The organism is Pauljensenia sp. UMB3104, assembly GCF_030217285.1.
Taxonomy (GTDB): domain Bacteria; phylum Actinomycetota; class Actinomycetes; order Actinomycetales; family Actinomycetaceae; genus Pauljensenia.
This window is the reverse complement of record NZ_JASONN010000266.1, coordinates 1-281: the sequence shown is the minus strand read 5'-3', so window position 1 is coordinate 281 and position 281 is coordinate 1. Positions and strand designations below refer to the sequence as shown.

General features: G+C 60.1%; 1 protein-coding gene. It reads left to right on the top strand.

Going from position 1 to position 281, the window contains the following annotated elements:
* A partial coding sequence (locus tag QP415_RS11660; RefSeq protein WP_285100187.1) for an SNF2-related protein occupies positions 1–281 on the top strand: 281 nt, incomplete at both ends.

The following is a 281-nucleotide window of genomic DNA, read 5'->3' as shown; positions in this document are numbered from 1 at the left end:
ATCACCAGTGACACGCTCGCCACCAGCCGCACACCACTCGCCCGCCTCCTAGCAGCCTGGCAGCCCAGCCTCCTCATTTACGACGAAGCCCACCGGGCGAAAAACATGCGAGCCAAACGCACCCGCACCATGCTCCAACTCGCACGGAAAGCCAGAAAAACCGTGTGCCTGACCGGCACGCCCATCGTTTCCAGCCCGCTCGACGTGCTCCCGCTGCTCACCATGCTCGACAAAACCAGCTACTTCCCCGCCAATTTCAAAACGTATTACACACGGGAAAA